The sequence below is a fragment of the Chryseobacterium sp. SORGH_AS_0447 genome (genome assembly GCF_030818695.1).
GTDB lineage: Bacteria > Bacteroidota > Bacteroidia > Flavobacteriales > Weeksellaceae > Chryseobacterium.
The window spans coordinates 493,248-514,888 of record NZ_JAUTAR010000001.1 but is presented as its reverse complement, the minus strand read 5'-3'; the positions used below and the strand labels follow the sequence as shown (position 1 = coordinate 514,888).

24 protein-coding genes are annotated in these 21,641 nt (G+C 40.5%); 16 read left to right on the top strand and 8 right to left on the bottom strand.

Annotated features, from left to right (window positions below):
• Nucleotides 1-130 precede the first annotated feature (130 nt).
• Nucleotides 131-769, top strand: a complete 639-nt coding sequence (locus QE422_RS02530; RefSeq protein ID WP_307454875.1) for a DUF2306 domain-containing protein — start codon at nt 131-133, stop codon at nt 767-769.
• Nucleotides 770-830: 61 nt separating this feature from the next.
• Complete coding sequence (locus tag QE422_RS02525; RefSeq protein WP_307454874.1) at nt 831-1,748, top strand: YARHG domain-containing protein; 918 nt, start codon at nt 831-833, stop codon at nt 1,746-1,748.
• 8 nt (nt 1,749-1,756) lie between these two features.
• On the opposite strand, the gene QE422_RS02520 is transcribed toward QE422_RS02525, so the two are convergent.
• Entirely contained in the window at nt 1,757-2,152 is a 396-nt protein-coding gene (locus QE422_RS02520; RefSeq protein ID WP_307454873.1) for a DUF2809 domain-containing protein, read from the bottom strand.
• 128 nt (nt 2,153-2,280) lie between these two features.
• On the opposite strand from QE422_RS02520, the gene QE422_RS02515 reads away from it, so the two are divergent.
• Both QE422_RS02515 and QE422_RS02510 read left to right on the top strand, forming a co-directional pair.
• Nucleotides 2,281-2,706, top strand: coding sequence for an energy transducer TonB (locus tag QE422_RS02515; RefSeq protein WP_307454872.1), 426 nt, complete (start codon nt 2,281-2,283; stop codon nt 2,704-2,706).
• 38 nt (nt 2,707-2,744) lie between these two features.
• A complete protein-coding gene (locus QE422_RS02510; RefSeq protein ID WP_307454871.1) occupies nt 2,745-3,176 on the top strand; it encodes an energy transducer TonB in 432 nt (143 codons plus the stop codon).
• 6 nt (nt 3,177-3,182) lie between these two features.
• Here the strand turns inward: QE422_RS02510 and mutS are convergent, their stop codons facing one another.
• From mutS to QE422_RS02495, 3 genes are all read right to left on the bottom strand, one after another.
• On the bottom strand, nt 3,183-5,774 hold the full coding sequence (mutS, locus tag QE422_RS02505; protein ID WP_307454870.1) for a DNA mismatch repair protein MutS: 2,592 nt from the start codon (nt 5,772-5,774) through the stop codon (nt 3,183-3,185).
• 219 nt (nt 5,775-5,993) lie between these two features.
• Complete coding sequence (locus QE422_RS02500; RefSeq protein ID WP_307454869.1) at nt 5,994-6,863, bottom strand: cupin-like domain-containing protein; 870 nt, start codon at nt 6,861-6,863, stop codon at nt 5,994-5,996.
• Nucleotides 6,864-6,965: 102 nt separating this feature from the next.
• Entirely contained in the window at nt 6,966-7,130 is a 165-nt protein-coding gene (locus tag QE422_RS02495; RefSeq protein ID WP_307454868.1) for a hypothetical protein, read from the bottom strand.
• A gap of 91 nt (nt 7,131-7,221) precedes the next feature.
• Between QE422_RS02495 and QE422_RS02490 the strand changes: the two genes are divergently transcribed.
• The 9 genes from QE422_RS02490 (at nt 7,222) to QE422_RS02450 (ending at nt 15,363) form a co-directional block, all read left to right on the top strand.
• Nucleotides 7,222-8,121 (top strand): bestrophin family protein, encoded by a 900-nt coding sequence (locus QE422_RS02490; RefSeq protein ID WP_307454867.1) that lies wholly within the window; start codon nt 7,222-7,224, stop codon nt 8,119-8,121.
• 62 nt (nt 8,122-8,183) lie between these two features.
• Entirely contained in the window at nt 8,184-8,714 is a 531-nt protein-coding gene (locus QE422_RS02485; protein WP_307454866.1) for an RNA methyltransferase, read from the top strand.
• Nucleotides 8,715-8,899: 185 nt separating this feature from the next.
• A complete protein-coding gene (locus QE422_RS02480) occupies nt 8,900-9,550 on the top strand; it encodes a CBS domain-containing protein (RefSeq protein WP_307454865.1) in 651 nt (216 codons plus the stop codon).
• Nucleotides 9,551-9,556: 6 nt separating this feature from the next.
• Complete coding sequence (locus tag QE422_RS02475; protein WP_294286937.1) at nt 9,557-10,423, top strand: NAD kinase; 867 nt, start codon at nt 9,557-9,559, stop codon at nt 10,421-10,423.
• 70 nt (nt 10,424-10,493) lie between these two features.
• The gene (gene fbaA / locus QE422_RS02470) at nt 10,494-11,564 is read left to right on the top strand and encodes a class II fructose-bisphosphate aldolase (protein ID WP_307454864.1); all 1,071 of its coding nucleotides are present in this window, start codon (nt 10,494-10,496) and stop codon (nt 11,562-11,564) included.
• 79 nt (nt 11,565-11,643) lie between these two features.
• Complete coding sequence (accD, locus tag QE422_RS02465) at nt 11,644-12,498, top strand: acetyl-CoA carboxylase, carboxyltransferase subunit beta (RefSeq protein ID WP_307454863.1); 855 nt, start codon at nt 11,644-11,646, stop codon at nt 12,496-12,498.
• Between the two features lie 53 nt (nt 12,499-12,551).
• On the top strand, nt 12,552-13,064 hold the full coding sequence (locus tag QE422_RS02460) for a hypothetical protein (protein WP_307454862.1): 513 nt from the start codon (nt 12,552-12,554) through the stop codon (nt 13,062-13,064).
• A 415-nt stretch (nt 13,065-13,479) separates the two neighbouring features.
• Nucleotides 13,480-14,883 (top strand): nucleoside recognition domain-containing protein, encoded by a 1,404-nt coding sequence (locus QE422_RS02455; protein WP_307454861.1) that lies wholly within the window; start codon nt 13,480-13,482, stop codon nt 14,881-14,883.
• Between the two features lie 87 nt (nt 14,884-14,970).
• Entirely contained in the window at nt 14,971-15,363 is a 393-nt protein-coding gene (locus tag QE422_RS02450; RefSeq protein WP_307454860.1) for a hypothetical protein, read from the top strand.
• 165 nt (nt 15,364-15,528) lie between these two features.
• Here the strand turns inward: QE422_RS02450 and QE422_RS02445 are convergent, their stop codons facing one another.
• The 4 genes from QE422_RS02445 to QE422_RS02430 all read right to left on the bottom strand — a co-directional run bounded on the left by QE422_RS02445 (nt 15,529) and on the right by QE422_RS02430 (nt 18,216).
• Nucleotides 15,529-16,413 (bottom strand): ferric siderophore ABC transporter substrate-binding protein, encoded by an 885-nt coding sequence (locus QE422_RS02445; protein ID WP_307454859.1) that lies wholly within the window; start codon nt 16,411-16,413, stop codon nt 15,529-15,531.
• Nucleotides 16,414-16,446: 33 nt separating this feature from the next.
• Nucleotides 16,447-16,845 (bottom strand): biopolymer transporter ExbD, encoded by a 399-nt coding sequence (locus QE422_RS02440; RefSeq protein WP_307454858.1) that lies wholly within the window; start codon nt 16,843-16,845, stop codon nt 16,447-16,449.
• A gap of 30 nt (nt 16,846-16,875) precedes the next feature.
• A complete protein-coding gene (locus tag QE422_RS02435; RefSeq protein WP_307454857.1) occupies nt 16,876-17,580 on the bottom strand; it encodes a MotA/TolQ/ExbB proton channel family protein in 705 nt (234 codons plus the stop codon).
• Nucleotides 17,581-17,754: 174 nt separating this feature from the next.
• Entirely contained in the window at nt 17,755-18,216 is a 462-nt protein-coding gene (locus tag QE422_RS02430) for a hypothetical protein (protein ID WP_146940604.1), read from the bottom strand.
• Nucleotides 18,217-18,496: 280 nt separating this feature from the next.
• On the opposite strand from QE422_RS02430, the gene QE422_RS02425 reads away from it, so the two are divergent.
• From QE422_RS02425 to QE422_RS02415, 3 genes are all read left to right on the top strand, one after another.
• Nucleotides 18,497-20,293, top strand: coding sequence for a DUF885 family protein (locus QE422_RS02425; protein WP_307454856.1), 1,797 nt, complete (start codon nt 18,497-18,499; stop codon nt 20,291-20,293).
• A 26-nt stretch (nt 20,294-20,319) separates the two neighbouring features.
• Nucleotides 20,320-20,709 carry a DUF1398 domain-containing protein gene (locus tag QE422_RS02420; RefSeq protein WP_307454855.1) on the top strand — a complete coding sequence of 130 codons (390 nt, stop codon included), beginning with the start codon at nt 20,320-20,322 and terminating at the stop codon, nt 20,707-20,709.
• A 198-nt stretch (nt 20,710-20,907) separates the two neighbouring features.
• A complete protein-coding gene (locus tag QE422_RS02415; protein ID WP_307454854.1) occupies nt 20,908-21,636 on the top strand; it encodes a DUF6438 domain-containing protein in 729 nt (242 codons plus the stop codon).
• Nucleotides 21,637-21,641 lie beyond the last annotated feature (5 nt).

Sequence of the window (21,641 nt, the reverse complement as noted above, 5' to 3'; positions counted from 1 at the left end):
TTTTGACTGATGTGTTCAATGCGCATAATTTAAACACAAACGTCACGAATATCTTCACTAATAGCACCATATCATTTGTGAATATTGGTGAAAAAATTTGCGATATTCGTGTTTAAAAGATTCATATTCTATGCTTTCAGCCCAAAGAAGTAAATCCAATCTTTTAAAAATCCTTCTTATTGCAGGATTCGGGTATTTCTTTTGGCTGATGCTTAAAATTATATTGGAATATATTCCATTGAGACCTGACGTCAGCTTCCTCATGATCAAGCAGACGGAAGTGACCCAACGGCCGGAATACCTTTATTTTTTCTACACCCATGTTTACACCAGCATTTTCGTATTGCTCAGTGGATTTTTAGCCATCCTCAGAAAGGATTTTGGAATAAAAAATTTTCACAGGAATGTTGGAAAGATATATATTTTTCTGATTTTGATATTGGCAGCTCCTTCCGGGATGTATATGGGGATTTTTGCGAACGGCGGGCTGTATTCCAAAATTTCATTTGTTATGCTGGGTAGTCTTTGGTGGTTTTCGACTTTCAAAGCATATAAGCTGGCACGACAGAAAAAATTTGAAGCCCACAAGCAATGGATGTGGCGCAGCTTTGCCTTTACCATTTCTGCCATTACCCTAAGGATGTGGAAGGTCATTATCGTTTATGCATTCCACCCGGATCCGATGGATGTTTATCAGGTTATTGCCTGGCTCGGCTGGATCCCAAACATTCATTTAGTAGAATATTTAATTGCAAAAAAATACCTGTAAGTCTTTTTCATTTCTATTATTTCACGATCTTTAAGCCTACTAAATTACATCTGACCTACACATGAAAAACTTAAAATTAATATTCTTTTGCCTGTTGGCTGCTGTTCTGACAAGCTGTAAAAAAGAAGCTGATAACACCACTAAGAATCAAAATCAGCCTGCTGAAAAAAAAGATACTGCCGTTGCACCGGAAATTCATAAAGAATATTATGGGATTTATATGGGCGACTTTGCCGGAAAAGAGATGATTACCCCGGAGATGGGTGAAGCATATGAAGGAGACGTTTACAAGAGGCTTTCCCTGAAAATCAACAGGATGACCAAAGACAGTGTTTACGGGCAAAGCATCATTAACGGAAACCAGCGGCCTTTTCGCGGGATCTTCAATGAGACTACAAAAACTTTTGTCTTGGATGAACCGGGAACCGACAAAAGTGACGGCCGGTTTGAAGTAAAACTTAACAACGACAGCCTTACCGGAAAATGGAGCGCTTTCAATATAACAGCCGTAAAATCTCCACAGAAGACTTTAAAATTGTTGAAAAAAGAGTTCGTATACAATCCGAATTTTATGCTCAGCGAAAACAACGACCTCATCGATTGGGAAAACCCGAAAGATTTCGCAGAAAAATACACCGATGATGAGACCGGAAAAACGGAAACGTATCAGGTTTCTAAAAACAGAATTGCTTCCGATGCAGTTTTTAAAATCAATGCTTCCAGACAGCGGCTTACGGAGAAAGACCTGAAAAATCTCAGAAAGCTGGATCTGGAAATCATTAAAAATGCCGTCTTCGCCAGACACGGCTATGCTTTCAAAAAACAGACGTACCGCAATTTCTTTGAGCAGACCGACTGGTATATCCCGGTTTCCAATAATGTAGATCAGGACCTGACACCGATGGAAAAGGAAAATGTTGCCCTACTGAACCGCTTTATTAAATATGCGGAAGATAAATATGACAGCTTCGGACGGTAAATTTTCTGTTAGGTGTTCTGCCTTCCGGTAGTTTTCACAAAAACAAAAAGCAGCAGGCATCCAACGGCGTAGCACAACATATCAAGCCAGGAAAATGAATTTCCGACCACAATATACAGGATGCTTCCCGGCTGAAAGCCCAGCTTTTCCGCGATATTAAAATACTGTGCAAATTCTACGGTAAAAGAAAAGATGAGGATTCCTAAAATCAGTTTTATATCATGCTGAATCTTGAAAAAACTTTTGATAAAAGTATAGATTAGCATCACGACAATCACATCACCGAGATAGGCCCTGATGAAGAACATATGATTAAGCACCGTTGCGATTAAAACTTCGATGAGGAATATAAATACAGTGGTAAGGAAATACTGATAATGAAACTGAAATCTGAGTTTTTCCACTTGTAACAGGTATTATTTCGTTTTCACAAAATTAAATAAATCGCATAAAATAGGAAGATACACTGAAAGATCACAAGAAAAATCCGGCTTTATTTTTGCTATTCTAAAAAATATTTACTTTTGCAGATATGAAGAAGTTCCTATTTATTGTAAGCTTGTTTGTAAGCATTTCATTTTTTGCACAGCAATATGGTTCCGTTCGAGAACTGCCAAATTACGCGATCCTCAAAACAAAAATGAAGCTGGATGATGCCGTTACTAAAGCAGATACACCGGCAGAGTTCCCCGGCGGGATGGAAAATTTTAAAAAAGAATTTGCCGATAAAATGGACGTTATCGACGTAAAGTCCAGGAAAATTGATACCAGAGTTTATCTCATCGTGGAAAAAACAGGATATGTACGATATGTAACCGCATTGGGAAGCGATCCGAAACATTCCCATGCTGCTGAAGTTGCAGTACGGAGAATGTTTGTAAAATGGAAACCTGCTACAATCAACGGTCAGCCGGTACGTTACCTTTATACTTTTCCTCTGACGTTGAAAAAGTATTAAATTTTTCACCATTAAAGTTTATTTTTGCAAAAACTTTAATGATGAAAATCGTATTATTCTTCAGTGTATTCTTCTATAGTCTAATTTTTTCTCAGGAACAGCCGGTCCAAACCACTCAACTGAATGAACTTATGATGGTAGGAAAAAATGGTAAAGTAATCATTGACGCTGAAAAGCCGGCATATTATCCCCTGGGTCTCGCAGTATTCAAAAATACAATCGTCAAAAATTTCAAATCCCGAAAAATTTCCAGCAATTTAGAAAAAGAGTTCTGTGAAATTACTTTTGTTATTGAAAGAGATGGAACGATGACAGAAATAAAGGCATCCGGAACCAATGAAAGTTTTAATACTGAAGCATTACGAGCAGTATCAAAAATAACCCAAAAATGGGTTCCTGCTGAGATAGACGGAGAAAAAGTGCGATATAGATTTCGTATACCTCTCACCATTTCTATTAATAAGAAATAATGAACATTATCCGCCAATCATCTTTTTAATCGAATTCAGTTTCATCAATGCTTCAATCGGCGTTAAGGTATTGATGTCGATTTTCGTTAATTCTTCCCTGATATTTTCCAGCACCGGATCATCCAGCTGAAAAAAAGACAGCTGCAGATTTTCTTCGGTTACTCTTTTGATCTTCTCTGAAGAACCTCCACTCTGGGTACGGCTGGCTTCCAGGGTCTTCAGGATTTCATTCGCCCTGTTCACCACTTTTGCAGGCATTCCGGCCAACTTGGCCACATGAATCCCGAAACTGTGCTCGCTTCCTCCCGGCACCAGCTTTCTTAAAAAGATAATATTGCCTTTGTTTTCCTGAATGGAAACGTGGAAATTTTTTACCCTTTCGAAATTCACCGTCATTTCATTCAGTTCATGATAATGCGTGGCAAATAACGTCTTGGCCTGCGTAGGATGCTGATGAAGGTATTCTGCAATAGCCCAGGCGATGGAAACCCCATCATAGGTGGAAGTTCCGCGGCCAATTTCATCCAATAAGATCAGGCTGCGTTCGGAAATATTGTTGAGGATATTGGCGGCTTCATTCATTTCCACCATAAAGGTTGATTCCCCGGCAGAAATATTGTCGGTAGCACCTACCCGGGTAAAAATTTTATCTAAAATCCCGATTTCCGCATGTTTCGCCGGTACAAAGCTTCCGATCTGCGCCATCAAACAGACAATTGCAGTCTGACGGAGGATCGCCGATTTACCCGCCATGTTCGGCCCGGTGACCATAATGATCTGCTGCGAATCTTTATCGAGGAAAATATCGTTCGGGATGTATTTTTCACCGAGCGGAAGTGCATTTTCAATGATCGGGTGTCTTGCTTCTTTTAAATCGATGGCAAAAGTTTCCGTTAATACGGGCTTGGTGTAGCTTTCGGAAACGGCCAATTCGGATAGTCCCACAGCCACATCCAGCTGCGCAATAATATTGGAGTTTTCCTGAATATGATCGATGTAGATCATCGTCTCGGCACAGACATTTCGGTACAGCTCGTTTTCCAGCACTCCGATTTTCTCTTCCGCACCGAGAATCTGGTTTTCGTATTCTTTCAGCTCTTCCGTAATGTAGCGTTCCGCATTTACCAGCGTCTGTTTTCTCAGCCAGTCGCTTGGAACCTTGTCTTTATGGGTATTCCGGACTTCAATATAATATCCGAAAACATTGTTAAAATCAATTTTTAAGCTGGAAATTCCCGTTCTCTCGATTTCCCGCTGGCACATTTCATCCAGGAAGCCTCTACCTTTGGACTGTAAGCCTCTCAGTGTGTCAAGTTCTTCTGAGATCCCGTTCTTGATCACATTTCCTTTTGCCAGATTCACCGGCAGTTCGTCGTTCAGGTGATTCTGAAGGCATTTGATCAGTTCATCCTGGTCATAAAGAGGATCCAGCCACGCCAATACATCGGCATGCGGATGAAGCAAAGCTTTAATTTTTTGTATATTGATCAGACTCTGGCGAAGGTATCCCAATTCTTTAGGACAGATTTTTTCTGCTGCCAGTTTTCCCATCAGCCGGTCAAGATCCGAAATGGATTTGAGCAACTGGGAAATTTCATATTTAAGCTGATCGTTTTCGTTTAAAAAGTCAATTAAAGAAAGCCTTCTGTTGATTTCAGCAACAGATTTCAACGGTAAAATAATTCTCCGCCTCAACAGCCTTCCGCCCATCGGCGTTGAGGTTTTATCGATAATATCCAGCAGAGATTTTCCCTGTGAATTGCTCGGGTACACAATTTCAAGGTTTCTCAGCGTAAAATGATCCATCATCAGGAAGTCCTCCTGCGGAATGATCTGGATCTTGGTAATATGAGAAAGCAAATTATGGTGTGTATCTTCTACCAGGTAAGCAAAAATAGCACCTGCTGCCGTAATCGCCAGCTGCTGGCCTTCAATCCCAAAGCCTTTTAACGAATTGGTTTTGAAATGATTCGTCAGTTTTTCGTACGCAAAGTTGTATTGATAGGCCCAGTCTTCCAGCTTAAAGGCACTCCTGTTTTTAAGCTGTTCCGGGATTTGAACGCTTCGCTGGTAAATAATTTCACTCGGATCAAAAGTATTGACAATATGGATCAGTTTTTCCAGGTTTCCCTCGCTGACCAGGAATTCCCCGGTGGAGATATCTACCAAAGCAATCCCGAATTTCTCTTTTTCTTTATGAAGTGAAAGCAGGAAATTGTTCTTTTTGGAATTCAGCACTTGGTCGTTAAAGGTAACGCCGGGCGTCACCAGTTCCGTAACGCCCCTTTTAACGATTCCCTTAACCGTTTTCGGATCTTCCAGCTGGTCGCAGATGGCTACCCGCATTCCGGCTCTTACCAGCTTCGGCAGATAGGAATCCACGGAATGGTGTGGAAATCCAGCCAGCTCAATATGCCCTTCTCCGTTTGCCCTTTTGGTAAGAACGATCCCTAAAATCTGAGAAGTCCGCACGGCATCCTGCCCGAAAGTTTCATAAAAATCCCCTACCCGGAATAGCAAAAGCGCATCAGGGTATTTCGCCTTGATGGTATTGTACTGGGTCATTAACGGGGTTTCTTTTTTCGCTGCCTTTGCCATTAAAATCTTTTCTTAAATTGGGACGGTAAAAATAGGAAATAAAACAGTAGAAGTAAAGTTTTTGAAAAGCTAGATATTTGTTTTGGTTTAAACGCAGAGCTCGCAAACATTTTATGACTATGAACTGCTTTAAGTTTGCAAAGCCGTTTCACTTAGCCAAGATCACCAATTTGCATCTTTTACATGGTAAATTATTTATCAAATATTTCCGTAAAAAAATCACTTATTTAAATTCAACAAAGCTTTCGAACTCCTTTTATACGCCCACTTCTGCTTATAATCCACCCATTTCGCTTTGAACAGTTTCCGCATCAGCTTATCGGTATACCGCATGACAAATACATGATATAGCATATTGGCGAAAACCCCAGGCTTATTCGGAAGGGCACGGAGCGACATCGAGAACCCCGGTTCCAGATAGCGGTTGAAATGCCAGAAAGCTCCGGGAATAAAAAGGGCGTCGCCATGTTCCATAAAAATTTCATAGCCTCTGGCGTACTTCAGTGCCGGAAATTTTTCGTAATCGGGGTTTTCATAGTCCAGATCGTATACGGTATGTACGGACAACGGAACTTTATATAAAAAAGCAGACTGCTTCTGGTCGAACAATAAAATTTTCTTCTTCCCTTCAAAATGAATATGCAGAAAATCGCCCAGATCGACATCGTAATGCATCAGCACATGGGCCTCGCTGCCACCAAAGAATAAAGTGGGAAGACGTTTGAAAAATTTCATTCCCAGATCCGGATAGGTAAAGTTTTTCAGCAATTCCGGCAGCCGGTCGGTAATAATGTAAAAGAAAATGCGGAGATCCGAAGGCCTGCTTCTGATGGTATCGATGTATTCCTTCATTTTCATTTTGGTAACAGGAGCATCCGAACTTTTGCTGGCATCCGCAGGCTTGTTATCATAGAGCGGAACTTCCTGCTCACCGGCTTTTTCACGGATAAAATCAAAATTCCATTGCTCGAATTCGTCCCAGCGGCTCGCAAAATTTTTGATCAGGAGCGGCTTCTGCTTTTTAAAATAATTTTTCTGAAAATCTTCTTTACTAATATCGGTAACAACATCTACGTTTTCTAGAATCATTTTGTGTGGTATTTATGAGACTAAAAATAGTATTTTTTTGAAATCCTGAAAAATTTTAAAGAGAATTATCAATTATCATTTCCCACCAAATCCCATCATCCCTTAGTTTAAAAAATAAATGAGCAGAGAGATCAGGCCACCGAAAATCACGACCGCACAGCCTTGCGGACTTTTGGCTCTTTTTCTCCCGCGTCCGAATGTACTTACATAATGTCCGCTTACCCAGGTTCCGTCTTTTTTATAATGTCCTTTTCTATAGTATCCCATTTTAATAATTTTTATCACAAAGAACCATCAGCCTGGCTGAAAAAAATTACGGCTTCCCGTAAAGCCGGGATAAAATGAAAAAATTATATTTGTGGGAACAATCTTATCTATGAGAGTTTACAACACCAAACATTTCCTGAAAATCCTTTTCAGCCTTCATAAAAGCGATACTTTAAAGATTCTCTTTCCGAGCATGATCCTGGTTGGGCTGTACTCCTGGGGCGTGGAATATCTGGAAATCGAATATTTCCGGCTGAATTCAAAATCCGGCATCAGCAATGTCGGGCTCATCCATTCCCTGCTGGGCTTCGTTCTTTCTTTATTGCTGGTTTTCAGAACAAATACAGCGTATGACCGTTGGTGGGAAGGACGCAAACTTTGGGGAAAATTAGTAAATGATACCCGGAACTTTGCGATAAAGGTCCGCATTATTCTGGGTGATGACCGGCAGCATACCGAACAGATTACGCGCTACCTGAAATTCTTTCCGCATCTTCTGGCAAAACACCTTTCGAAAGAATCCACAAGGCTTGCGTTGGATGAAGATTACTCCGAAATTGAAAAAGAGCTGAGGAACCACGGGCCAAGCGAACTGATTATCCTGCTGAGCCAGAAACTGAACCTGCTGAAAAAAGAAGGAAAGATCTCGGATGTTGAAATGCTGTACCTGGATACCCAGCTTTCCGGGTTTCTGGATGTCTGCGGCGGCTGTGAGAGAATCAAAAATACCCCGATCCCCTATTCTTATTCGTCTTTCATTAAAAAGTTTATTATTCTGTATGTTTTGGCTTTGCCGATTGCCTATGTTATCAATATCGGCAATTACATTATTCCCCTTACCGTATTTATTTATTACGTTCTGATGAGCCTTGAGCTGATTGCCGAGGAAATTGAAGATCCTTTTAACAATGATGAAAACGACATTCCGATGGAAACCATTGCCCAGAATATTGAGAAAAATGTCCATCAGATCATGGAATCCCCCAAATAATAAATCCGTTTCCGGCTGGAAATCGTAAATATTTATACCTAATTTTGGCAAAAAAAATAAAATTGGTACATAAATTAAAACTGGAAGAACTGAACAGAATTGACGTAGAAACCTTTAAGTCTACCGAAAAAATTCCGTTGATCGTTATTTTAGACAATATCAGAAGCATGCATAATGTAGGAGCCACCTTCAGAACCGCGGATGCTTTTCTGATCGAGAAAATTATCCTTTGCGGGATTACACCGCAGCCGCCTCACCGTGAGATCCACAAAGCGGCTTTGGGAGCTACGGAAAGTGTAGACTGGAGCTATGAAAACGATATCAACAGTACCATTGGCGATTTAAAATCTCAGGGTTTTGAAATCATCGGCATCGAACAGACTTCCAACAGTAAAATGATCACCGATTTTACGGTTGATAAAACTAAAAAATATGCGGTGATTTTAGGAAATGAAGTAGAAGGAATCAGCGATGAAGCCTTACCCAATATCGATTCTTTTATTGAAATTCCGCAGCTTGGGACCAAGCATTCTTTAAATGTAAGCGTATGCGGCGGAATCGTGATGTGGGAGTTTGCAAAGGGCTTAAAATAAAAAAACTGCATATGTCTTAGAGACCTTGCAGTTTGAAATAAATCTAATAAAAAGTAAAAATGAAAGGCGACAAAGATACTTCTTTTTTCGTCACGGACAAATTTTAAATTTATTTTTTTTAATTTTTCAGAAAAAAAACCAATATTTCAGAAAAAGTTTCGTTTAATTTTTTATAAATTAGCACAATGTTTATCAAAGACTATATCTCAAAAGACTTCCCGTGTTTCAGCCTTTCTGACTCGATAGAATCAGCGAGGGAAATGTTAGAAGCATTTGGATATTCTCATATTTTCATCAAAAAATCCCATCACTTTTATGGTGCCCTGGCTCAGGATTTCCTTTATGAAGAAGAAGGAACCCTGAAAGAGCTGGAGCATCAGATCGAGCGTTTTGCGATTCTGGAGGATAATAATATCATGGACAGCATCCGGCTGTTTTATACGTTCAACTCCAACGTGATTCCCGTGATCAACAAGGCGGAAAAGTATCTGGGCTACATCAGCTGTGAAGATATTTTCCAGGATTTTTCAAAATATCCGCTGTTTTCGGAGTCGGGGGCCATCCTCACTATTGAAACGCCGGCCAGGAAATATTCCATGACGGAAATCGCCAATATCGTGGAAAGCAACAACTCCAAGTTTTACGGCGCATTCATCAGTTTCATGTCCGATGAGGTGATCCAGGTGACGATAAAGATCAGCAATGAAAATCTGAGTTCTATTGATGAAACATTCGACCGGTACGATTACCGCATTGTGCAGAAATATTACTCTGATGAAAAATCGGACCTGTTCCAGGACAGATTCGGGTTTTTCCAGAAATTCATAGAAATTTAAACACGGATGAAGGCAGCCATTTATTCTCAGAAAAAAGATCTTGATACTTTTTTATATTTAAGTAAATTTATTTCCGAGCTGGAAAACAGAGGGGTAAAATCTGTTTTATACGATGAAATGGCTGAAGCACTTCAGTTTTCAAAAATTTTCGAAACGTTCAATTGCAAGCAGGATCTTCTGGACAAGGAAGTAGACCTGTTCTTCACATTTGGAGGGGACGGAACGATTGTGAATTCCTTAACCTTCATTGAGGATCTCGAGATCCCGATTGTCGGGGTAAACACCGGACGACTTGGATTTCTGGCCAGCTTTACGAAAGAAGAAGCCTTCAATGCTTTGGATTCTATTCTGAAAGGCGATGTGAAGACCAGCCGGCGTTCGGTGATCCATGTAGTTTCCCCTGTTTTTGAAGATTTTTTTCCGTATGCCCTGAATGATGTTACGGTTTCAAGGAAAGAGACTACCTCTATGATTACCGTAGATTCTTATATCAATGACGAATTTCTGAATGTTTTCTGGGGCGACGGCGTTATTGTTTCCACGCCTACCGGTTCTACGGCTTATTCACTAAGTTCCGGCGGACCCATCATTTCCCCGAATAACGAGAATTTTGTTATCACGCCCATTGCACCCCATAATCTTAACGTAAGGCCTTTGGTAGTGAATGACCGCGTTGAAATAAAATTTAAAGTGGAAAGCAGGGTTCCCCAATATTCCCTTTCTCTGGACTCACGGCTGATCCATATCGAAACAGATCAGGAAATCGTGATCAAAAAAGCAGATTTCCAGATCCTGCTGGTACAGCCGAATAATTTGAGTTTCTATGAAACCATCCGCCAGAAGCTGCTTTGGGGACGGGACAAAAGAAATTAAGAATATTTTTAAAAATGATTACCTTTACAGGAATTTAACGACACCCTATAATTATATTAAAAAGTAAAACATGAGCAGAATTTTTCCGGCAGGAGTTGCCACTGGTCAGTTAGTTACTGATATTTTTCAGCATGCTAAAGAAAATAAATATGCATTACCTGCAGTAAACGTAATTGGTTCCAGCAACGTAAATGCGGTTATGGAAACGGCAGCCAAGCTAAATTCACCGGTTATTATCCAGTTCTCCAACGGAGGAGCGATCTATAACGCAGGAAAAGGATTGAGCAATGAAGGACAGCAGGCAGCGGTTTTGGGAGCAGTAGCCGGAGCAAAACATATTCATACCCTTGCGGAAGCTTACGGAGCAACGGTAATTCTTCACACCGACCACTGTGCAAAGAAATTATTGCCTTGGATCGACGGGTTGATGGATGCTAATGAAGAGTTCTATAAGCAAAACGGAAAATCCTTGTATTCATCGCATATGCTGGATCTTTCTGAAGAATCTTTGGAAGAAAACTTGGAAATTTCCGCGCAGTATTTCGAAAGAATGGCTAAGCTTCAGATGACCCTGGAAGTGGAAATCGGAGTAACCGGAGGTGAAGAGGATGGTGTTGACAATTCAGATGTTGACAACTCAAAATTGTATACCCAACCGGAAGACATCGCTTATACTTACGAAAAATTAAAGGCGATTTCCGACAACTTTACCATTGCAGCCGCTTTCGGAAACGTACACGGCGTTTACAAGCCAGGAAATGTGGTTCTTACACCGAAAATCCTTGACAATTCACAGAAATATGTTCAGGAGAAATTCGGAACTGCAGAGAAGCCGATCAATTTCGTATTCCACGGAGGTTCTGGTTCTACGATTGAAGAAATCAGAGAAGCGATCGACTACGGGGTTATCAAAATGAATATCGATACCGACCTTCAGTTTGCCTATACCGAAGGAATCAGAGATTATATGGTCGATAACATCGATTATTTAAGATCTCAGATCGGAAACCCGGACGGAGAAGAGAAGCCGAACAAGAAATTCTACGACCCTAGAGTATGGGTAAGAAAAGGAGAAGAAACTTTCGCGAAGCGATTGGTTAAGGCATTTGAAGATTTAAATAACGTAAATACGCTTAAATAAATTATGAATGGCAGAAGATAAGGCAGGTGGTAAACCGCTATAATCTTCTGCCATTTATTAAACATCAATTATATACAGTATGGCATTCGAGTGGTTTAAGAGAAAAGCACAAAATATTACGACCTCTACTGATGAGAAGAAAGACGTACCAAAAGGTCTTTGGCATCAGACTCCTTCGGGAAAAATTGTTGAGCATGACGAACTGAAGAGAAACAGCTATGTTTCTCCGGAAGACGGTTTCCATGTAAGAATAGGAAGTGCAGAGTTTTTTGATATCCTTTTCGATGAAGGCAAATTCACCGAGCTGGATGCCAATGTTGAAAGTATTGATATGCTGAACTTTAAAGACACGAAGTCGTATACCGACCGTCTGAAAGAAGTAAAAGCCAAAACCAAGCTTACCGATTCCATCAGAAATGCAGTAGGAACCGTAAAAGGAACCGAAATGGTGGTTTCCTGTATGGATTTTGCTTTTATCGGAGGTTCTTTAGGTTCCGTAATGGGCGAAAAGATCAGAAGAGCAATCGATTACTGTATGGAAAAGAAACTTCCTTACATGATCATCTGCCAGTCGGGAGGTGCGAGAATGCAGGAAGCGACTTACTCGCTGATGCAGCTGGCAAAAGTTCAGGCGAAACTGGCCCAGCTTTCCGAAGCCGGACTTTTGTACATCGCTTATCTTTGTGATCCTACTTTCGGAGGAATTACCGCTTCATTTGCAATGACTGCCGACATCATCATGGCAGAACCGGGAGCACTGATCGGTTTTGCAGGGCCAAGGGTTATCCGTGAAACCATCGGTAGAGATTTACCGGAAGGGTTCCAGACTTCGGAGTTCCTTCAGGAAAAAGGTTTCGTAGATTTTATTGTAAAAAGAACGGACATCAGAAACACCGTTTCCAAAACAATAAATTTGTTGACCTCCAAAGCCTAACAATATCTAACAAAATACATTAATCTCTCTCTATCCGGGAGAGATTTTTATTAATGAGGACTTTTAAAATATTCTTTAGTACGATCCGGAGCATGAGCTTTAAAAAGATTCTGCGTCTTTTAAGGCTTGTCCTTCCCCATCCCGTTTTTTCCTTATTAAGCTTTTATGCAACTCTGAAGGCATATACTATTGCACAGAAAAAATTCCCTGAAACCGCTTCTACCAATGGCATCGGAAACGCTTTCAGGCATGCGCTCTGGTGCTGCTTTATTATGATGTACTGCTGCAAGGTCTCATCGCCGAAAAAAGCGCTGGAATTCTGTAAAAGAATTACCGACCTCCACGAAGAACTATTCCCAAACAAACCGCTGGAAACCAAGATGGATCTCCACAACAATAAGATCGGAATGGATTACTTTATGGAAATGCTGAAAGGCGTCCACCGTCAGTTTTTTGAAAAGAGCTTTTTCATCGATGGCCTGGAAAAGAAAATGCAGGATGCCAAAGTGCTTAAAAATACGGATGATGATTTTAAGGGATTCCTGGTCTATCTTGACGAGAAGTGAAAAGTGAACGGTGAATTTTGCTGTGCAAGTCAATTTTGCTGCGCAGGTGAATTTGAACTCCATTGAAAAAGTGAATAGTGAATTTCGCTCCGCTAGTCAATTTTGCTGTGCAAGTGAATTTTGAACCGCGTTAAGATTGACCATTGACTCCGAAGGAAATTGATTATTGACAAAGCGAATGGTGAAATTTCGTCCTGCCAGTCAATTTTGCTGCGCAAGTCAATGTTAAACTACGGTAAAATTGACCATTGACTCCGAAGGAAATTGACCATTGACAAAGTGAATGGTGAATCTTGCTGCGCAAGTGAATTTCAAACCAGCCGAAAATTCACTATTGACCATTAGGAATTGACCATTGACAATTTTTGTAATCTGAAGTTTTTTTGATAAGTTTAACCCATATTAATTCTATCAGATGGTTCTCAGCAGAATTTGGTCGGCATTTATTATCGTTGCCATTGCCATTGCCAGTATAAAGTATATTTCGTCAAGCCACTACAAAACCATTTTCAACGATATGGTCGTAGGAAAAGGCGGTGATACGGTGCAGATCGCTACACAAAAAATGACTTCGCTTGCTCCGGTTGTACGCGACAGTTTAATGAAAAAACCTGATTTTGCAGACAGCAGAATTCATTATAAAACCGATTCTTTAAAGCAGGACGTGCGGGTTTACAGGGTTCAGGAAGCAGACGGTGTGATCGGGACTTCGGAAACGGCAGTAAAGATCTGCCTGGGCTTAATTGGAATTATGACGCTCTTCATGGGATTCATGAGCATTGCGGAAAAAGCGGGAGGAATCAATTTGCTGAGCCGCTTAATTCAGCCTTTTTTCTCTAAATTGTTTCCGGATATTCCCAAGAACCATCCCGCCTTCGGGCATATGCTGATGAATTTCAGTGCGAATCTGCTCGGTCTGGATAATGCAGCTACCCCATTTGGTTTAAAAGCCATGGAAAGCCTTCAAACCTTAAATCCGAATAAAGATACGGCAAGCAATTCTCAGATCATGTTCCTCTGCCTTCATGCAGGGGGAATGACGCTGATCCCGGTTTCTATTATTGCCATCCGTGCTTCGATGGGTTCAAAAACACCGACTGATATTTTTCTTCCCTGTATGATTGCAACTTTTGCAGCCACTTTGGCGGCGATGATTATTGTTTCGTTGTATCAGAGGATCAATTTATTAAGGCCGGTTGTTATTGCCTATGTCGGCGGAATCTCAGCCGTTATTGCGTTATTGGTTTTATACTTGACTCAATTAAGCAAAGACGAGCTGGATGATTTTAGTAAAGTGCTGAGCAACGGATTGATTCTCTTTATTTTTCTGGCGATCGTTATTGGCGCGGTCTATAAGAAAATCAATGTTTTTGATGCCTTCATCGAAGGGGCAAAAGAAGGTTTTACGACCTGCGTGAAGATTATCCCTTATCTGGTCGGAATGCTGATCGCTATTTCCCTGCTGAGAACATCAGGTGTTTTTGATGTCATTATCGACGGAATGAAGTGGGTTGCCAATGTGGCTCATTTTGATCCAAGGTTTGTAGATGGACTTCCAACAGCCCTGATCAAACCATTATCCGGTTCAGGAGCGCGTGGAATGATGGTTGACACGATGACCACTTTCGGAGCAGATAGTTTTCAGGGAAAACTGGCAGCCGTTCTTCAGGGAAGCTCAGATACGACCTTTTATGTGATTGCCGTTTATTTCGGGGCCGTAGCCGTAAAGAATACGAGATACACCGTAATTGCCATGCTTCTGGCCGATCTGGTGGGAATCATTACATCTATTGCATTGGCTTATTTGTTTTTTGCATAGAAATTCAAGGTTCAAGATTCAATGTTTAAAGTCTGAACCTATAAATCAATTAACCGTAAAATAATAAACTTTAAATTTTAAACCATTATGATCACAGATAAAGAATTTACATTAAGACTAATCCGCCAGTTGAGCCAGGCATTGGAAAAACTAATTTTAGACAAACCCGAAGAAAGCTTAATGCAGAAAGAACTGGATTTCGATTCTTTGATGCGGGATATTTTTAAGTTTGATTCCATTACGCTTTCATCAAAATCAAAGGAAGAAATTATTGAGATCGTTAATGAAAGGCAGGAAAGGGACCACAAGGATTATTACGAAATGCTGGGAAATCTTTTTTATTTTAAAGGAAAAACAGAAGCCAACACAGGCTTTCTGGACAAAGCAAAAACCTTTTATGAACTTTATCTTCAGACCAGCGGAATTTTTGCGCTTCCGGTCATCAACAGAATATCAGAAATAAAAAAAACACTTGAATAAAGTGCTTTTGTATTTTGTATGAATAATTTTCAATTAATTTCAGTCATTTAATAAAGAACAAAGAACCCAACCATTGAATCAGGATTTCAACAATACTGTTGTCTAAGACCTTTGATCATAAAAACATCCAGCCTCCTGCTTCCATCATCCAGCCCTTTATTAGGCTTAAAATGTAATTTTATAGGTTCCGGTAGAGGATACACTGGCTTTCTCGGCCTTTACGTATTTCTTTACCCACGATACGGCATTGGAAGTAATGCAGGGATCAGACGTTCCTCCCGATCTTCTTGCTGAAACTACATTTCCTGCTTTATCTACTGTATAAGCAATGGTAATGGTTCCGCTGGCAGTACAGTTGTTGGCCGGTTGTGCACCTCCTCTTCCCATCGTTCCCGGGATGAATCCCACCAGCCTTCTGTCGATTCCTACTTTGCTGTCCCCGTTTCCGTCGCCGCCCAAAGGATCTCCCGCATTTCCTATTCCGGTACCGTCACCCTGGCTTCCTGCTTTCGTACCGCGCCCTCTGATGAGGTTTCCGATAGCAGCATTTCCTTTTCCGTCACCATTTCCTGTTTTGGAATTGGCAGTTGTTGCCCCGGATTTCTTGGTATTTTTAGTGGCGGACGTGCTGGTAGATGTTTTTTTGTTATCTGCCTTGGACTCTTCTTTTTTAGGAACGGAAACTTTAGCATTGTTTCCGGTGATGATTTTATCTTTCGCGTCTGATTTCCTGGTTTCAGGCTGCGGTTCGGGCTGAATGACCGTTTTTGTTTCGGGAACGGCTGTTTCGGTGGGCTCGGTACTTACTTCTTCCGTGGCAGCAGCAAGACTTCCCGGCTGATCGGCAGGTTCTTCCACCCCGTTTCCGTTTCTGTTGTCCCCAAAATTCACGAGCATGGTCGTCACGACTTCCGGCTGCTGATCCAGTTCAGGCTTTAATTTATATAAAAATACAAACAGAAGAATGGCAGACCAGATAAGGACAGAAAGCAGTGCGCTTTTTACCCGGTCTCTGTTTTGCTCGTCTTTGCTTATAATATGGCTTCTCATTTTAAAATGATATTTCCCGATCTTACGGAAGTGTTATTTATCTTTAACGGTTGCAATCGCAATGTTGAATTTATGCTTTTCGGCGATTTCCATCACAAAAACCACATCTTTATGCAGGGTATTTTCGTCTGCCCGGATGGTGAAGGATTTATTGGTCTGGTTGGTTAATTTATTCACAACCGTTTGTTCCAGCTCGCCATTCTTCACAGGAACATCGTCCACGTAATATGATCCGTCAGGCTTTACACTTACGACCAAAGGATTCGGAATATTATCGGCTGCAGTATCTGCTTTTGGTAATTTCACATCGATCGCGCTTTGGTTGGCAGCCGAAGAAGTTACCATAAAGAAGATCAGCATCAGCAGGATAACGTCCGTCATCGCTGCCAGACTGAATTCCGGATTTGCTTTATTTCTTCTCTGAATTTTCATCTTTAATTTTTTAGTCTGATACCTTTAAAACTATAAAGGTTTATTGATAAGGTCTAAAAATTCTCCCGACATATTCTGGGCTTTCAATACAAATTTATCAATTCTCGTTAATAATAAATTGTAGAAGAAGTTGGCCGGGATTGCTACAGCAAGTCCTACTGCCGTTTGTCCTAATGCCGTATAGATCCCTTCAGACAATGTTTTCGGAGAGAAAGATCCGCTGGCATGCGACAGGTTGAAGAATGCAATAATCATCCCGATTACCGTTCCCAAAAGCCCTAACATCGGCGCAATACTCGGAACTACGGCTAATAGGTTTAGGTTTTTCTCCATATTGGCTACCTCCACCTGTGCCTGGGATTCCATCGCGCTTACAATATCGGAAACCGGACGCCCCAGTCTTGAAATTCCCTTTTCCAGGATCCTTCCTTCCGGAGAATTCTGCCTTTTGCAGTAATCCAGGGCAGCTTCCATCTTTCCTTCCCGGATAAAGTCTTCGATATTATCCATGAAATTGGAATCCGTTTTTGACGTTATCCTTTTAATAAAGAAAAAGCGCTCAAAGAAAAGGTACACGGAAAATACACCAAGCAGTAACACGGTTACCATCACTATCTTAGCGAAAGCGCCTCCGTGGAACATGATTTTCCAAAATGAGAATTCTAAATCTTCTGCCGCCACCGATGGCACCGCGGCCTGGGCAAATAAAATCTGAGTAAGTTCCGTTAACAGCATTAATGTGTATTTTTATAAAAGTTGTAACGACAAAAATAATGGAATATTATGAATTGAAGCCTTAAAAATTACTTAAAAACAACTTAATTTTTGTTCTTCCATAAAACAGCAGATTTCTTTCCAAAAATACATTTGAAAAGAAATCTGAATATGATGGATATGGCAGAAGATTAATTAATCCTCGTCGATCTCAATTTCCTCCTGCTTAAACTCGCATTTCAGCCTGAAAGGAATCGGTGTTTCCGAACCTGTGTAGAAGTCGTCGATTGTCCCTTTCCAGATCACCTGAAGCTCACCTTCCTCATTTTTTTCGAACTGAAGCTCATTGTCGTAAATAAAGGCATCTTCATCATCAAATAGGTCTACCTCCGTGTAGGTATCCTCATCTGAATCATTAATGGTAATGGTTTTTCCCTCAATCTCCGCAGAATCGATAGGAAAATCGAAAACCTCAAGAGAAAGCTGTGGAAAGTTATACTGCAAAGAATCATCTTCTACATGATCCAACCCGTCATCCGTGATAATCTCAACCTCTAGTAAATGTTGCTGGTTGCTGTAAACCGCTTTACAATAAGTGTTTCTGATATTGTACTTTAGCGTTTCCTCCGGATGGTAAATTTTTAAAATCCCTTTCATTATTTCTTAAAAAAAAGAGCTGTAATACTATGATTGTTAAACGTTTTCAACAAAGATAAAAAATAGATTGAATGTGAAAAATTTTTTGAAACTATTTTTAGGAAAATCATTGATAATTCATTACGGCTGTATATTTTCCTGATAAAATCCGGGAAAGCACTGAATATAAAAGATAAATCCAAGACCTGACGCCTAAATATAAAACACCCGGATGATTGCAAATAATCTTTCCGACTTTCTGTTTTAAATATTACATTTGTTTGATAAAGAATTCTGAAAAATGAAAAATATTTTAGCAAAAGGAATTATAGGATTCAGCCTGATTGCCGGACTTGCTTCCTGCAAGAAGTCGGATTCGCCTTTGACGAAAGTAACGCCGTCTAATTTAGATTCCATTGCCTCCAATTACTACGAACAGTATCTGAAATTATATCCGCTGGAAGCAACTTCCCAGGGAGACCTGAGGTATAATGACCAGCTGCCTATTAATATCGACAAAGATTTCATCTCCGGAGAAGTGGCTTTTTACACTTCGGTGCAGAAGCAGCTCGAAAATGTAGACTATAAAAATCTTTCCGACGAAAATAAAGTGGTTTATGATGTGCTGAATTTTACCCTGGAAGATAAAATCCAGGCTTCTTATTATCATCCGGAATATATCCCTTTTACCCAGTTTGGCGGGCTTCCGCTGAATTTTCCGCTGTACGGAAGCGGAGAAGGGAGCCAGCCCTTTAAAACCGAAAAAGATTATTACGACTGGCTGAAAAGAATGGAGAAATTCCCGGAATTGATGGAAGCCGCTACAGAAAATTTCAGGGAGGGCATTAATAATAAGATGGTTCTGCCGAAAAAGCTGGTGGTAAAAATGATTCCGCAAATGAGAGCGGAAGAGATCACCACAACAGATCCGGATAAAAATATTTTCTTCGGCCCGATCAGGAAATTCCCGAAAGATTTTACCAAAGAGCAAAAAGACAGATTTACAGAGCTATACAAAGATGCTGTTACCCAGAAAATCATTCCTGCTTATACCAAAATGGGTGATTTCCTGGAAAACGAATACCTGCCTAAAGCAAGGGATACAGATGGCTATAACAGCCTGCCGAACGGAAAAGAAATTTACCGGTATTATGCAAAAAGCTGGACAACAACCAATAAAACGCCTGAGGAAATCAATAAAATCGGGCTTCAGCAGGTAGCCATGCTCCGTGCTGAAATGGAAAAGGTAAAACAGCAGGTGGGCTTTACCGGAACGCTGGAAGAATTCATCAATTATGTAAAAACAGATCCCAAAGCCATGCCTTACAAAACTTCAAAAGAAGTATTGGATGCTTTCAATGGGATTTTAACGAAAATCACCCCGAAACTGAAAACCATGTTCTCGGTGACTCCCAAAACCGGTTTTGAGATCAGGCAGACGGAAAAGTTCCGCGAGGCCAGTGCGAGTGCGGAATACATCCAGGGAACACCGGACGGGAAAAGACCCGGAATTTTTTATGTTCCCCTTCCCGATCCTGCCAAATTCAATGTAACCTCCGGTATGGAATCGCTGTTTTTGCACGAAGCCATTCCCGGACATCATTACCAGGTTTCCCTGCAACAGGAGAATACCAGGCTTCCTAAATTTATGAGATTCGGATGGTTCGGAGCCTACGGTGAAGGCTGGGCACATTACTGTGAGACCCTCGGTCCTGAATTTGGTCTTTATACCGATCCTTACCAGAAAATGGGCTACCTGAGCGACCAAATGCTGAGAGCCGTACGATTAGTCGTGGACACCGGCATTCATACCGGAAGAATGACCAGGGAACAGGCTATCCAATATTTCCTCAGCAATATTTCCTATGATGAAGCCGGAGCCACGGCCGAAGTGGAAAGATACATGGCCATGCCCGGACAGGCTTTGGGCTATAAAATCGGTTCATTGAGAATCCGGGAATTGAGGGAAAAGTACCAGAAAGAACTGGGCAGCAAGTTCAGCCTGGCAAAATTCCATGATGAAGTACTGAGCCAGGGATGCCTTCCTCTCGATGTCCTGAACCGGAAAATGGAGCTCTGGGCGAAAAAACAGAAGTAATTTTATTACTAATAACTCATAAACAGATGTTTACCGTAGAACAAATTGAAACCGCACATGCTAAAGTAAAATCCGGAGCCGATTTTCCGGATTATATTGAAGAAATAAAACAACTCGGCGTACAGTCTTTCGAAACCTGGGTGAAAGACAGCCATACCGAATATTTCGGAGAAAACGGTTTCAGGACGAAATCACAGCCCAGATATGCTGAGCTGACCGTCGCCGATGAAACGGATCAAGATACATTTATACGGCAGTTGAAAAGCCACCAGAAAGGGGAAACGGATTATATGAAGTTTTGTGAAGACTGCGCCGCAACTGGAGTTGAAAAATGGATCGTTGATCTTAATGCATATACCTGCATGTATTATGACAAAGCCGGAAATGAAATTTTAACGGAAGAAATTCCTCATTAAAAAAGGAAAGCCACGAAGTAAATCGTGGCTTTTTGTTTAGCTTTACACTTAATTATGAACAGACTGTTTTTTGCCATTCTATTTTTGTGTCTTTTATCGAATGTTAAATCTCAAAAATTTAACCGCATTGACTCATTGATAACAGCAGAAGATGTTGAAAATTTTGTTAATAATGAAAAAAATAAAATTAATTATCGTTTGAGTCTGGAAGATAAACTTAAGTACGACTGGTACTGTAATGTGATCAACGACAGTTTAAAACCGCAAAAAGCCTGGTGGAAAGCCGATTTTGATCTTAATGGATTAACAGATCTGCTGATAACAAGAAATACTTATAATGGACCTGAAACGGTTTACATCCTAGACACCGGTAATTCTTTTGAATTGAAAAATTTAAGCATGGGTAATCTTTACGAGCAGTGCTCTTTTGCTATACCAAACAATAATAAGATAACATATTACAGCATAAAAATACTTGATCGATATGGAAATCTGAGTAAATTAATAAAACAAGGGTTGATTTACAAGAACGGGAGTTTTATTGAAGAAAATCCTGATGTCCAAAGACATCATATTTTAGAAATAGAATTTGAAATGGGAGGCTCGCACTGGATTAATTCCAATACCAAAATAGAAATAGTCTCAAACCGGGATATCGCCTGGACGGTTACTAAAGATGATCATTCCCACGTTTATTCTTCCAAGCTTTCAAAAGAGAAGTTTAAAGAAATTATTGACCTGTTAAATTATATTGATTTTGAAAATCTTCATGACGAGTACAATGTATCTTATTCCGATGCAGGAACTACCCATCTGAAGGTTACTTATGATCATTTAAAAGTGAAAACCATACGAGATTACGGAGGAATGGGAACCAGAGGACTCCGCAAACTTTACGACACAATTTTAGCTTTAAAAAATCAATAAATATA